The 13,037-nt window shown below is 65.1% G+C and carries 12 protein-coding genes; 9 read left to right on the top strand and 3 right to left on the bottom strand.

The annotated features are described in order from the left end of the window. The first annotated feature begins 235 nt into the window (after window positions 1-235). The gene (locus VML93_RS04800) at window positions 236-535 is read left to right on the top strand and encodes a PE family protein (protein ID WP_325608216.1); all 300 of its coding nucleotides are present in this window, start codon (window positions 236-238) and stop codon (window positions 533-535) included. Between the two features lie 10 nt (window positions 536-545). Beyond that, the gene (locus VML93_RS04795; RefSeq protein ID WP_325608214.1) at window positions 546-1,802 is read left to right on the top strand and encodes a PPE family protein; all 1,257 of its coding nucleotides are present in this window, start codon (window positions 546-548) and stop codon (window positions 1,800-1,802) included. An 83-nt stretch (window positions 1,803-1,885) separates the two neighbouring features. Here VML93_RS04795 and VML93_RS04790 read toward each other — a convergent pair whose 3' ends face one another. Together VML93_RS04790 and VML93_RS04785 are read right to left on the bottom strand one after the other, a co-directional pair. Continuing rightward, entirely contained in the window at window positions 1,886-3,634 is a 1,749-nt protein-coding gene (locus tag VML93_RS04790) for a GMC family oxidoreductase (RefSeq protein WP_325608212.1), read from the bottom strand. Beyond that, window positions 3,624-4,421 carry a gluconate 2-dehydrogenase subunit 3 family protein gene (locus tag VML93_RS04785; RefSeq protein WP_325608210.1) on the bottom strand — a complete coding sequence of 266 codons (798 nt, stop codon included), beginning with the start codon at window positions 4,419-4,421 and terminating at the stop codon, window positions 3,624-3,626. Before VML93_RS04785 ends, VML93_RS04790 begins: the two co-directional genes overlap by 11 nt. 183 nt (window positions 4,422-4,604) lie before the next feature. On the opposite strand from VML93_RS04785, the gene VML93_RS04780 reads away from it, so the two are divergent. The 4 genes from VML93_RS04780 (at window position 4,605) to VML93_RS04765 (ending at window position 6,875) form a co-directional block, all read left to right on the top strand. Next, the gene (locus VML93_RS04780) at window positions 4,605-5,105 is read left to right on the top strand and encodes a DUF427 domain-containing protein (RefSeq protein WP_325608208.1); all 501 of its coding nucleotides are present in this window, start codon (window positions 4,605-4,607) and stop codon (window positions 5,103-5,105) included. 175 nt (window positions 5,106-5,280) lie between these two features. Beyond that, on the top strand, window positions 5,281-5,751 hold the full coding sequence (locus tag VML93_RS04775; protein ID WP_325608206.1) for a hypothetical protein: 471 nt from the start codon (window positions 5,281-5,283) through the stop codon (window positions 5,749-5,751). Between the two features lie 132 nt (window positions 5,752-5,883). Next, window positions 5,884-6,450 (top strand): NAD(P)H-dependent oxidoreductase, encoded by a 567-nt coding sequence (locus tag VML93_RS04770; protein ID WP_325608203.1) that lies wholly within the window; start codon window positions 5,884-5,886, stop codon window positions 6,448-6,450. Window positions 6,451-6,494: 44 nt separating this feature from the next. Next, a complete protein-coding gene (locus tag VML93_RS04765) occupies window positions 6,495-6,875 on the top strand; it encodes a DoxX family protein (RefSeq protein ID WP_325608202.1) in 381 nt (126 codons plus the stop codon). Here the strand turns inward: VML93_RS04765 and VML93_RS04760 are convergent. Then, window positions 6,813-7,538 carry an NADAR family protein gene (locus VML93_RS04760; RefSeq protein WP_325608200.1) on the bottom strand — a complete coding sequence of 242 codons (726 nt, stop codon included), beginning with the start codon at window positions 7,536-7,538 and terminating at the stop codon, window positions 6,813-6,815. The two genes, VML93_RS04765 and VML93_RS04760, sit on opposite strands and share 63 nt — an antisense overlap. A gap of 227 nt (window positions 7,539-7,765) precedes the next feature. Here VML93_RS04760 and VML93_RS04755 point away from each other — a divergent pair, with 227 nt between their 5' ends. From VML93_RS04755 to VML93_RS04745, 3 genes are all read left to right on the top strand, one after another. Next, window positions 7,766-10,747: an aminotransferase class I/II-fold pyridoxal phosphate-dependent enzyme gene (locus VML93_RS04755; RefSeq protein ID WP_325608198.1), complete on the top strand. Its 2,982-nt coding sequence runs from the start codon at window positions 7,766-7,768 to the stop codon at window positions 10,745-10,747. 218 nt (window positions 10,748-10,965) lie between these two features. Next, window positions 10,966-11,568, top strand: coding sequence for a non-oxidative hydroxyarylic acid decarboxylases subunit B (locus VML93_RS04750; protein ID WP_325608196.1), 603 nt, complete (start codon window positions 10,966-10,968; stop codon window positions 11,566-11,568). Beyond that, the gene (locus VML93_RS04745; protein WP_325608194.1) at window positions 11,568-13,034 is read left to right on the top strand and encodes a UbiD family decarboxylase; all 1,467 of its coding nucleotides are present in this window, start codon (window positions 11,568-11,570) and stop codon (window positions 13,032-13,034) included. The genes VML93_RS04750 and VML93_RS04745 overlap by 1 nt, the downstream gene beginning before the upstream one ends. Window positions 13,035-13,037 lie beyond the last annotated feature (3 nt).

The following is a 13,037-nucleotide window of genomic DNA, read 5'->3' as shown; positions in this document are numbered from 1 at the left end:
TCAATCACACGGTGATTCATGTCGATCTCTAATTATGGTACCTCACAGGCACTTTCATGCTGATTTCATATGATGCAGCACCCCGTGCAGCTAAATGAACAGTTATCGACGACGCAATGAATAAGGCCGCCGCAAGCTTGTGATGCGTATGCCTGGCTGGCCTAACCTCTCTTCTGGCTCGGCGACGGCGTGGTTGCTGAAAGATCCTGATGAAACTTGCTTTTGAGGAGGAAACATGTCGATGGTGAGTGCACAGCCGGAGATGCTCGCCGCCGCCGCCGCTGAATTGCAGGCGCTGAACGCCGCGGTCTGGGCGGACAACGCGGCCGCGGCAGCACCGACGACGGGTGTGGTTCCGGCTGCCGCCGATGTGGTGTCGATCTTGACCGCTGCGCAGTTCGCTTCTCACGGGCGGCGCTATCAGCAGATCAGCGCACAGGCTGCAGCGGTTCGCGATCAGTTGGCGACCACGCTGGGCGTCAGCGCCGGTTCGTATGCGGCGACTGAGACTGCCAACGCCGCCGCGGTCGGCTAGGTGTTCTCTCATGGTCGATTTCGCACTGCTACCACCGGAGGTCAACTCCGCACTGATGTATTCCGGGTCCGGTTCGGGGCCGATGCTGGCCGCAGCGACCGCTTGGCAAGGGCTTGCCACTGAGCTGCAGATTTCGGCGGCCTCCTACCGCGCGGTGGTCAATGATCTGACCGACGGGCCATGGCAAGGTCCATCTGCTGCGTCGATGATCGCGGCGGCCATGCCACAGATCTCGTGGCTGAACGGCACTGCCGGACAGGCTGAACAGGCCGCCGACCAAGCCGTGGCGGCCGCGACTGCATATGAGGCGGCTTTTGCGCAGACGGTGCCCCCGCCGGAGATCGCGGCCAACCGGGTATTGCTGATGGCCTTGCTCGCCACCAACTTCCTCGGCCAGAACACCGCGGCGATCGCGGCCACCGAGGCCCAATACGCGGAGATGTGGGCTCAGGACGCGGCCGCGATGTACGGCTACGCCGGCGCGTCGGCGGCGGCGTCGACGTTGACGCCATTCAGCCCGACAGCACAGGCGACCGACCTGGGCGGGCTGGCTGCACAGGCCGCTGCGGTCGCGCAAACGCTGGCGTCAAGTGTGGGTGTAGACGTGGAGGCAGTGAAGGCAGTTCCCACCACGCTTCTGCAGATGGCCGGGTTCACGAATGTCCCACCGTGGCTGAGCAATCCCGAGGCTGCGCTGGATGCGATCGGCATAACCGGCCACGCCTTCAACTCCAACGGCGACGGGATCATCGTGGCCGGGCTGGCCGGCGACCTACTCGAGGGATTGACTGGTTCGCAAACCCTGGATGCCAGCACGGGATTCGACGCATTCATCCGATTGATTTCGCCCACGCGGCTTTTCACTACCTTGTTCAAAGATATCCAGGGTCTCTCACAGGCCATAATGCCGCCGGCATCCCATGCCGCCGAGGGCGCAGCCCATGCTGCCGGGGGCGCAGCCCAGGCCGTTGAGCACGCCGTTTCGGGCGCCGCGCGCGGTGTTGCGGGGACAGTGGGTAATGCGTTGCCAGTCGGGGGATTGCGGGTGCCGGCATCCTGGGCCGGTATTGCGGCCCCGGCGCCGACCCCGGCCGTGGTGTCGCTCAACGGACTCGGCGCCGCCGCGGCCGTGGAGCCGGCCACCAACGCGTTCGGTGGACTGCCGTTGACGGGCAGCGGGGCAGGCCGTGGCGCGGCGGCCCACTTCACCACTCCCCGATACGGATTCAAGCCGACGGTGGTAGCCCAGCCGCCGGCCGGCGGGTGATGCAACCTCGGAACACCGAGTGTCAGTCGGGGCGCGTCGTGGCCGTGATCCCTGCCGGGCAGCAGTGAGATCGACTGCGTCGCTTAATGTTCGGCGCGCCACGCCGCTACCGTGGGAGCACCCGGTGAGCGTTGCCGCCTGCCGGTGAGCCCCCGCGCCGTGCGCAACGCCACCGCCATGAGCGTGTTGGTGGGGTTCTGGCAGCCCGAGGTGACGAACACGCCGCCATCGGCGACGTAGACGTTGTCCATCTGGTGCAGTCGTCCGTCGGGGTCGGTGACGCTCGTCGCCGGGGATACTCCCATCTGCATTCCGCCCATTACATGCTTGGTATCCGGTGGAGTGCCACCGCTCACCTGCCTCTGCAGGACGTCGGGAATGGCCGCGAAGAGGTTCGCGCCGGCCGCGGCGATCATGGCGGTGACCAGCGGCACGTAGAACGTCTGCGCGACCTTCTCGTGCTTGCCTATCGCGTAGGTGATCCGGGGCACCGGTTGGCCGTTGAGGTCGGTGACACTCGGGTCGAGAGTGACGTTGTTGGTCAGGTACGGCAAGTCGGTGCCGATGAAATCGACGCCGGCGAGCCGGTCGCGCAGAATCGAGGCGCGCATCAGGTCCTTGAACGGCTGGCCGAACAATTGCACTCCCGGCAAAAATCCCAGGATCTCCTGGTAGAACTTGCCTTCGGCAATCGGGCCCTGGCTCCCGCCGAGCTCGCACAGACCGCCCCGGATGTAAGGCAGCCCGGCCAGTCGTGCGGCGGCTCGAGCCCCGGGGAAATCGGGATTGGCGAAGTCCTCCATGCACTGGGTGATCGAGCGGCCGCGGTAGGCGTGGACCCGTTGGTCGAGGTAGATGCCGAACCCGTCGATGAAGTTGTGAAACATCAGCCGTTTGCCGACCCGCCCGCTGGAGTCGGGCAGCTCGGAGAGCAGCGCCAAACGCGCGGACTCGATCGCCGAGGCGGCCAGCACGACCAGGTCGGCGCTCTCCCCGCCGGCGTTGCCCTGCGGGTCGAGGTAGGCCACACCGGTGGCCCGCCGGCCGGTGAACCCGACCTTGGTGACGGTCGTCTCCGGCCGCAACTGCACCCGCCCGGTCTGCAGCGCCCGTCGCAGCGGGGCAAGGGCGCCGACCCGAGCGGCGATCGGGCACCCGTAATCGGCGCAGAACCCGCAGTTGTTGCACGCCGGGCGGCCGTCGTGGGGAACCGAGTTGATCGCCGAGGGGAACGGAAAAGGGTGCAGTCCCAATCGTTTTGCCCCTTTGGCGATCAGAATGGACGAGCGCTGCTGCGCCCCCGGCCGCATCGGATAGGGCCTCGAGCGGGGTGCGTGCTTCTGAACCAGCGCGGGTAGCGACCCGACATCGCCCTGGGTGCCGAGCAGTGCCTCGATCTCGTCGTAGTAGGGCGCGATATCGCTGTACTCGAACGGCCAATCCGCCATGTCCGCGCCGGGCACCGGGCCGAGCATCGAGAGTCCCTTGAAATCGATGTCCCAGAACCGCGGGACCTTCGCGTCCCAGTGCGTGGTTCCGCCGCCGACGGTCACCGGAAGGTCGTTGACCGGGCCGACGTAGCTTGCGTTTTGGCTGGCGTCTTGGCGAAACGTACGCGGGTAGGCGATCGGGTCAGGCTGCTCGAAGTAGCGGTAGAGGGCCTTGAGCTCGTCGTTGGAGAACGTGGTCGTGCCGTTCAGATTCCCTTGGAGGTCGGTGAAATAGTTCGATCCCTTCTCGAATATCACGACGTCCCAGCCGGCCTCGGCGAGTTCCATGGCCATCACCGACCCACCGGCGCCCGAGCCGACGACGATCGCTTTAGTGGCCACTCACGCCGCCTTTGCCGCCCATTTTGGTGACGACCTGTTCCCAGCCGCCACGCCGCAGCCGGTCGATTATGCCGCTCGGGTCGCAGATGCCGAACTGCGCCTGCTCGACCTCTGCGTCGGTGTAGCCCCGCGGCTGGGAGTCCCCGGGGAACTTGATGTCTCGCCAACCGACCAGGCCCGCGTTGCCGCCGTACTCCGGGTTGGCGTACATCGCCTCGATGGTGTGACCGAACAGCACACTGGTGAAGGTCACCACCTGTCCCTGGGCCAGGATGATGTCCTGGCGCGCCTTCGGCGCCGAGGTGAAGTCGCCGCCGGCCTGCTGGTCGAGTAGCGCGATCCCGTTGGTGTACTGGGTGCGAAGGTCGGCGACCCGCTTTTGCCAGGCGTAGGTCTGGGCGCGGTTAAGAGGAACGAACTGGGCCATGAAGTCCTGGGAGCCGCCGGCGCGGTTGCTCCACGGGCCGCCCGCGTGGACGTCGGGCGGCGTGACGTCGAACACCGACAGGAGCCGGTCCAGGTAGCGGACCACTTGCGCTTCGTGCGCCCCCGGGCTGCCGAGCTCGAGTGGGTTGTCCTCCGGCCCGGGGACCAGGCGCCGGGTGGCGGCGTCGAGGACCGCGGCCTGGTGCGGCGTCAGGAATCGGTACGGTGCGTCGGCGGAAGCGGCCGGGATGATGCCCGGTAGGGCGGCGGCCAGCGGCAGCAGGCTCAGCCCGCCGAGCAGCGTGCGCCGGGGCAGTGGCGCCGACATGCGGGATCCGTGGGCGGCCTCGTCGCTGGCCACCGGCAGAGTATGACTCAGAAATGCGGCTGACCAGGGAATTAGCGCGCGACGGCGTGTCGAGCTGAGAATGAAGGCGCACGATCAGGGCCGTCGATTGTGTTGCTGGGATCGCTAGTCGGGCACCCTCGAGGGGGGACTTGGTGAATTTCAGTGGCCTCGAGGTAGTAGAAGGAGACGGCTGTGATGCATCGTCGGCCGCGGCCCGACCCGGTCAAGCCGGGTCAGGAGTCCGTGTGGGACTACCCTCGCCCGCCGCGCCTCGAAGCGTTCGGTGGTGCGATCACCGTCGAACTGGGTGGGCAGACCATCGCATCGACGACTCGGTCGTGGCGGGTGCTGGAAACCAGTCATCCGCCAACCTATTACCTGCCCCGCGACTGTTTCACCGACGGCGTGCTGCGCCCGACGACGGGCGCGTCATGGTGCGAATGGAAGGGCCGGGCAAGCTATTTCGACCTCGTCACCCCGGCCCGTGTCGCCCAGAAGGCGGCGTGGACCTACACCGAACCCAATTCGGCGTTCGCATCGATCGCCGGGGCCATCGCGGTCATGCCTGCCCTGGTGGACGCGTGCACGGTCGACGGGGAGAAGGTCACCGCGCAGCCAGGCGGTTTCTACGGCGGCTGGGTGACCCGTCGCATCGCCGGCCCTTTCAAGGGCATCCCGGGGTCGGCGGGCTGGTAGCGCCGCACGAGAGCCGCCGTGCTGGGCCAATTCCGTGGTCCTCCCGTGGGTCTGCCATGCGGCTGAGTGGTTGCGGATGCGCTGAAATCATCGGAATCATTTGGCCGCCTCTCAGCATCGGCGACCGCTGCGGTGGTACAAGTCGTGATAGGCACATAGCGAAGGGAGCGCGGCAGTGGATACCGAAACGGTGGACCGCCAATTCAGTGCGCTGCAGGGCCACGGGCAACAAACCGCAGAACTTATCCAGCGGCTGGCCGACAAGTTGTCTGCCGCGGTCGCCGCAGGCGACCCCAATGCCCGTGAATGGGGACTGGACCTCAAGGAGATCGCTCTGGCGATCCGCGACGAGCAAATCACCACCACTGAACTCCTGCAGTCGATTCGCGCCCTCGTCGACAGCCATGTCGCAGCGACCCCGCCGGCCGCGCAGCCGTACTACGCGCCGGCTACCCATTACGCTCGGTCGGCGCAAAATCGGGCCTCTTACCAACCCCCGTCCCAACCCCAGTACCCGCAGCCCGCGCGCTCCAGCGACGGGGCGCCGCTCAGTTTCCTCGGCGGGACGTTCGGCCAGGCGATCGTCGCCGGCATAGGTTTCGGCATCGGCGACGACATCGTCGACAACATCTTCGACAGTTTCTGAGCTGCTGCTGCGCCGACGGGCTCTCGGCTCGGCAGCGCATGGTTGACCGCAGTTAGTTGACAAATCACGTTAACGCGCTACGGTAATAATGCATGATATATCACGTACATCGACGGGACGGGCGATCTGACCATGACTGAAGTGAGAATCGCGATCATCGTCGGCAGCACGCGTCCCGGCCGCCATGCCCGTGACGTCGCCGACTGGGTCCACGGACGCGCCGCGAGCCGCACCGGGGCCCGATACGACATCGTCGACCTGGCCGATCATCCGCTGCCACTACTCGACGAACCAATGCCCCCGAGTTTCGGTCAGTATCAACACGATCACACCAAGGCCTGGGCTGCCATCGTCGGACAATACGACGGGTTCATCTTCGTGACCCCGGAGTACAACCACTCGACGTCCGCGGCTCTCAAGAACGCCATCGACTACCTGTACGCGGAATGGAACAACAAGGCCGCCGCGCTGGTCGCCTACGGCTCGCTCGGCGGCGCCCGCGCGGTCGAGCACCTGCGTGCCGTGTGCGCCGAACTGCAGATCGCGACCGTGCGTCAGCAGCTGTCCTTCTCGTTGTTCACCGACTTCGAGAACTTTGCTGCCTTCACCCCCGCGGAGCTGCACAACGATGCCGCCGTCACCCTGTTCGACCAGCTCGAAAGCTGGGCCGGCGCGCTCCGGACAGTCCGCGGGTTATGACGCCCACCGAACGCTGAAACCTTTACAACGCAAAGGAATTCATCATGAATCAGACCTTGTGGATCATCGCGGGTGTCCTCGCATTCGCCTTCGCGGCCAGCGGAGCGATGAAGCTCATCGTGCCCAAGGAGAAGCTGGTCAAGTCTGGCCAGGGCTGGGGGGAGAATGTCAGCCCGACCGCCATCCGGCTGATCGGGACCGCCGAGATTCTCGGCGCGATCGGACTGATCCTGCCGGCCGAGACACACATCGCGCCATTCCTGGTGCCGCTGGCGGCGACCGGGCTGGCTCTGGTGATGGTCGGCGCGGCCGTCGTGCATGGCCGTCGAAACGAAATACCGAACATCGTGGTGAATGTCGTCCTACTGGCGCTGGCGGTCGTCGTCGCATGGGGACGCTTTGGTCCGTATCCGTTTGCCACGTAAGGAGTGAGCGACGGCGGTTCGGGGCCCGGCAGTGCCGATCGGTGGCCCGAGGAGCCGGAACCCGGGGACCGGCGGCGGCGGTGCCGTCTGCCACAGGTCGGCGTCGACGGTGTCGACCAACTCACGTAGCAACACGAGCAGTCGGCCAAGGACGTTTCTGCCTCGCAGCACCGTCGAATCGTGACGGTCCGGCACAGCTCCCCAGTAGGTGTCCTTATGGCTGTCCTCGACAATCGCCAGGCCAGAAGTCGACGTCAGCAGCCGCCCGAATGTCGATGGATTGCAGGCCAACTTGACTCTCAGCGCCCACCACATGATCGGCACCCGCAGTTCATCAAAGTCACTGCGGGATTGGGCGCGGTGCGGCTTTGACTTCATCTTGGCCGCCATCGGGCTTGCCTGGGCGATGATTTCTCGCTGGACAAGAGGCAGGTGTGGGAATCGGCAGGCCTGGTAGAGCGCCTCGCAGGTACGGATCGCGATGCCGTCGACATTCAACGGGAAGCCGGCCGCCATGTTGGACAAGCCGCCGAACGGGTCGCTGGTCTTGCGGAACACCGCGCATTCCCTGCGCAGGTAGAAGTGGCAAGAGTCCCCGTCGAATCGTGCTAATGCTGCTGCGTCAAGTTCTGCGCCTCCGGCGCCGCTTGTGGTCGGGGTCATGGGCAGTCTCCTTCGGTTTCGGGTAGATGGAGGCATGCTCGGCGACGGACCTCAGGGACTTCTCAACGCCGCCGGCGCCCGCTCGGCCGTTACCGTCGTCTCTTCCGGCTGTCACGCGAAGGACGCGCACTGTTTGTCTTTTGATCACCGGCGGGCGGATTCGGTCTGCAAGCCTGGAACCCACGCACGGGGCGGATAGAGGCGCCGCAGCGCGGGAAAGGTCCGTCATGACAGAACACTTGCGCGCGTACAACAGCCTGTGGCAGGTCCGCAGTGACTCTTGGTGCCGGCTGGAGGAAGCCGCTGACCGGTTGACGCGGCCGACCACCACGGGAGCGTTGAAAGAAAAATGGGCGAAGGCCTGCCAGGAATTGCTGGCCCGCCTGAGCACACTGGAGCCCTACTGGGCCTATCCCGGCTCGCCGCAATTCGCCCTTGTTCAACGACTTTTTGCCGCCGGTAGCTATGACAAGTTCGCCCAGGCGGTTGGGCGGATCAACCGCGCGCTGACCACGGAGTCCTATCGCTCCGGGGACGTCGACAATGCCGGTGCCGACGACCTGGACATGTTTCCGACCGATCCACGTCAGCTCGAGCATCAACCGGCGGCGCAAGCCGACCGGCCCTATTTCGAGGTGCTCGTCGTCGAGAAGATGACCGAGGCCCAGGAGCGGGCGTTGCGTAACGAGGTGCGCAAATGGCGCCGTCCCGACGACGAGTTCGTCTACGAGCTCGTGGTGGTGTCCAGCGGGGACGAGGCTCTCATAGCGGCGCGGCTCAACGTCAACCTGCAGGCGGTGGTGATCCGGCGCCGTTTCTCGCATCAGTCGACTCGGGACCTGTCGGCTCTGTCGGAGTTCGTCGACAGCGACGTGCAGCATGAGCTGAACGATCACCAGTCGCCGGAAGAACGCGCGCAGATCCTCGCGGTATCCCTGGCCAACCTACGGCCTGAACTCGACCTGTACATGATGACCGAGATCGACGTGGAGGACATCGCCGGGCGCCTGAGCCAGTACTTCCGCCGGGTGTTTCATGCTAGGGAAGGCATGCTCGAGCTCCACCTGTCGATCCTGCAGGGTGTGGCGGCGCGCTACCGCACCCCGTTCTTTAGCGCGCTCAAGGAGTACAGCCACCGGCCCACGGGCGTCTTCCACGCCCTGCCGATTTCGCAGGGCAAGTCGATCGTCAACTCGCACTGGATCAAGGACATGGTGGGCTTCTACGGCTTGGAAGTGTTTATGGCCGAGACGTCGGCGACGTGCGGCGGCCTTGACTCGCTGCTCGAGCCGACCGGGCCGCTGCGGGAGTCGCAACAGCTGGCGGCAAAAGCCTACGGGTCGCGCCACACGTACTTCGTCACCAACGGAACGTCGACGGCCAACAAGATCGTCACCCAGGCATTGGTGGCGCCCGGCGACATCGTGCTGCTGGACCGCAACTGCCACCAGTCGCATCACTACGGGATGATGCTCGCGGGCGCGAATGTCGTTTATTTGGAGGCTTATCCGCTCAACGACTACTCCATGTACGGTGCGGTGCCGCTGCGCGAGATCAAGTCGAAATTGTTGGCGCTGAAGCGCGCGGGCAAGCTCGACCGCGTCAAGATGATGTCGCTGACGAACTGCACCTTCGACGGGATCGTCTACGACGTCGAGCGCGTGATGGAGGAGTGCCTCGCGATCAAGCCCGACCTGGTGTTCCTGTGGGACGAGGCATGGTTCGCGTTCGCGCGCTTCCACCCGGTCTATCGGACTCGCACCGCGATGGCGTCTGCGCAGGCGCTGCGGGAGCGGCTGCAGGACCCTGACTACAAGCGCCGCTATGCGGAGTATCTAGCGGCCGACACGGCCGAACCGCAAAGTGACGAAGACCTTTTGGATCGTCGCCTGATGCCCGACCCGGCACGGGCCCGGGTTCGCGTGTATGCCACCCAGTCGACGCACAAGACGCTGACCGCGCTGCGGCAGGGATCGATGATCCATGTCTTCGATCAGGACTTCGACCAGAAGGTCGCGGAGCCGTTCCACGAGGCCTACATGGCGCACACCTCGACCTCGCCCAACTACCAGATCCTGGCGTCGTTGGACCTCGGTCGCCGGCAGGTGGCGCTGGAAGGCGTTGAACTGGTGCAGCGCCAGATAGAAAACGCGATGCAACTGCGCGACGCGATCGACAATCATCCGCTGCTGAGCAAATACATGAGGTGCCTTCGGACTTCCGATCTGATCCCGGAGCCGTTCCGGCCCTCGGCCATCGCCCAGCCGCTGCGCTCGGGCTTGCGCAACATGATGGCCGCCTGGGATCAGGACGAGTTCGTGCTCGATCCGTCCAGAATCACGCTGTTCATCGGCCAGACCGGCTATGACGGAGACACCTTCAAGCGTCAGCAGCTGATGGACCGCTACGGAATTCAGATCAACAAGACGTCGCGCAACAGCGTGCTGTTCATGACGAACATCGGCACCACGCGCAGTTCGGTCGCCTTCCTGGTGGAAGTTCTGGTCAACATTGCCCGCGAGCTCGACCAGGACATCTCCGAGATGAGTCTTGGTGAGCGCGAACACTTCGAGCGGGCGGTGTATCGGCTCACCGAAATGTCTTTGCCCCTGCCCGATTTCAGCGGCTTCCATCCCGCATTCCTGGATCACAGCGGGAGCGAGGCGACGCCTGAAGGGGATGTCCGCCGCGCGTTCTACCTCTCCTACGACGACACCACTTGCGAATACCTCACCGGTGAGCAGATTGACGAGCGGCTGGACGCGGGTGTCGATATCGTGTCGGCGACCTACGTGACGCCCTACCCCCCGGGATTTCCCGTTCTGGTGCCCGGCCAGGTGTTCAGCCGCGAGATCTTGCAGTTCATGCGTGACCTCGACACCCCCGAGATCCACGGCTACTTGCCGAATTTCGGGTATCGCGTGTACACCGAGAAGGCCATCGAGATGGTAGCCGAGTCGGCCGGGGTGCCGTCGAACGGTCACCGCGGCGGGGCAAGCACGGCGGCATCGGCGTCGCAGAAGTCGGCGAAGAAGAAGCCGTCGAAGCGCGGCGCGGTTAACGGTGACCGGAACCTTCCCGAGAGCGGCAGTGAGGAGTTGCTCGGCCGGCAGCAGCCTGGCGACGCGCTCACCGCTGTTGCGCCAACGGGTGCTGAGCACGTCGCCGAGATCGGTGGGGAAGAACTCACCGGCGATCAGCTCTCGTGACCGCAGCGTAGCGACCCCGCGCCAGACCCAGACGCGCATCGTTGTTTCGCGTGACATCGAACGGCGCTGCGCGTTGTCGGCGTGGACATCGACAGCCGGGTCCGCTCGCCCAACGATCAAGAGAGCCGATCGAAACACAAGTCCGCTAGAGCAGCGGTGGGCCTTCAGATAGCGGGGTATCCTGCGGCGCACCCGCCTGCGGCGAGGAAGTGAGCCGGATGAGACGGATCGTGGTGGGCATGACGGGCGCCACCGGCGCGGTGCTGGGCGTCGAGCTACTCCGTCGCCTGCAGGAGTGTTCGGATGTGGAGACGCATCTGGTGTTGTCCCGGTGGGCGAAGGCGACCATCCACCTGGAGACGGAGTTGTCGGCACGCGACGTCGAGGGCCTGGCCGACGTCGTCTATTCGTGGGACGAGCAGACGGCGGCGATCTCGTCGGGGTCATACCTTGTGGAGGGCATGGCGATCGTGCCCTGCAGCATGAAGACGCTGGCCGGGATCCGGATGGGTTACGCCGACGGGCTGATCGCTCGTGCCGCCGATGTGATGCTCAAGGAACGTCGGCGACTGGTGCTGGTGCCGCGTGAGACTCCGCTCAGCGAGATCCATCTGAGCAACATGCTGGCTTTGGCGCGCATGGGCGCGAGCATCGTGCCGCCGATGCCGGCGTTCTACAACCATCCCGCGTCCGTCGGCGACATCGTCGACCATGTGGTGACCCGAATTCTGGACCAGTTCGACATCGAATCCCCTGGCGCCCAACGGTGGAACGGTGTGCCGGGTGCCAAAGCGTCGAGCCTCAAGGTGGTGAACGATTAATGGCCAGGATCAGCGACCTCCGCGAATATCTGCGGGTGCTTGACTCGATCGGCGATGTCGAGCACATCGACCGTCCGGTCAGTGCGGTGCTGGAGGCGGCCGCGATCACCCGATGGTCCACCGAGCAGCGCCGGCCAGCGCCCCTGTTCACCAAGATCGAGGGAGCAGCGCAGGGATTTCGGATGCTGGGTGCTCCCGGTGCGTTGTCCAGTGACCCACGGAATTCGTTGGCGCGCGTGGCGCTTTCGCTGGGATTAGCGCACGACGCGACCGCCGCGGAGCTGGTTGAGCGCCTGGCAGCGGTGCACGGCAAGGCCCCTATTCCGCCGAAGCCTATTTCAGCGGATTCGGCGCCGTGCAAGCAGAACGTTCTGCTGGGCGCAGACGCGACGCTGGATCGGTTTCCGATTCCGCTGGTGCACCCTGATGACGGCGGCCGCTACCTCAACACCTGGGGAATCATCGTCGTGCGAACCCCGGACGGACGATGGACCAACTGGTCGATCTCGCGGATCATGATGATCGACAACCGCCACATGACCGGGTTGTTTCTGCCTCAGCAACACATCGGAATGATCTGGGGAGAATGGGAAAAGATCGGCATGCCCATGCCGTTTGCCGTCGTACAGGGCGGTGATCCCGGCGTGCCGATGGTCGGCGGGATGCCCATTCCGGCCGAGGTGGATGAAGGAACGTTCCTCGGCAGCCTCTACGGCGAACCCGTCGAGGTCGTCAAGTGCGAGACCAACGATCTCGATGTCCCCGCCGGCGCCGAAGTCGTTATCGAAGGCCATGTTTCGATCACCCGCGATGCCACCGAGGGCCCGTACGCGGAATTCCACGGCTATGCGCTGCCGGAGACGTCCCCGGAGCCGATATACACGATCGAGGCGATCACGTACCGCGACGACCCGATCTGGCCGGTGAGTGCCACCGGCCGCCCGCCGGACGATTCACAAATCGCACCGGCGCTTGGGGTTTCAGCAGAGGTGCTGGCGCTGCTACGCAACGCGGGCCTGCCCGTCACCACAGCCTGGCTGCTGGTGGACACGGCCTGCCACTGGATGGTGATCACCGTCCCACGCGACTGGCGTGAGCGGCTACCGGAAGCCAGCACAACCGAATTCGTGCACCGGATCGGCGAGCAACTGAGCACCAACAGGGTAGGCCACATGTGCCCGGTGACCTACGTGCTCGACGACGACATCGACCCATCGAACACCTCTGATGTGCTGTGGGCGCTCGGTACTCGGATACATCCGCACCTCCGCCAGGAACACTGGCCGGTCCCAATCCTGCCGTGGTACCAGTGCTACACCGAAGAAGAGCGGCACGGGGGACAAGGGCCGATCGTCGTGCACGACGGCTTGGTCCCATCGCTCGAGGACGGCCACGCGCGTCCGGCGACGTTCGACAGTCTCTATCCGCGTGAGATCCGCGAACGTGTTGCAGCGCAATATAACTAGATT

The organism is Mycobacterium sp., from assembly GCF_035499775.1.
GTDB lineage: Bacteria > Actinomycetota > Actinomycetes > Mycobacteriales > Mycobacteriaceae > Mycobacterium.
This window is presented reverse-complemented; position numbering and strand designations above follow the sequence as displayed.